The organism is Bacillus sp. SIMBA_005 (assembly GCF_046535585.1).
In the GTDB taxonomy this organism is placed as follows: Bacteria; Bacillota; Bacilli; order Bacillales; family Bacillaceae; genus Bacillus; species Bacillus pumilus.
The window spans coordinates 1-237 of the sequence record NZ_JAWRWI010001146.1 but is presented as its reverse complement, the minus strand read 5'-3'; the positions used below and the strand labels follow the sequence as shown (position 1 = coordinate 237).

1 protein-coding gene is annotated in these 237 nt (G+C 68.4%); it reads right to left on the bottom strand.

The window, feature by feature from the left end; genetic code table 11:
- The coding region (locus tag SB660_RS23705; protein ID WP_410585045.1) for an FGGY-family carbohydrate kinase at window positions 1-237 on the bottom strand (237 nt) is incomplete at both ends.

Below are 237 nucleotides of genomic sequence, written 5' to 3'. Positions count from 1 at the left end.
CAGGTCTGCCTTGATCTGCAGCCACAGAGGGTTCTTGCTCGCCGGCCCGATGACCTTCACCCGACGCGCAGTGGACGGGAAGAGCTCGAGCACGTCCCGGTATTGCCGCGCCATGCCGAGGAACGCCCCGAAGATGATCTCGGGGAGCTGGGTGTCCGTCCGAAGGCCCGAGATGAGCCCGCGCGCCGACGAGTCCTTCGTGGGAGGCGGCGCGCCCCGAAACTGCGGGAGCACCAG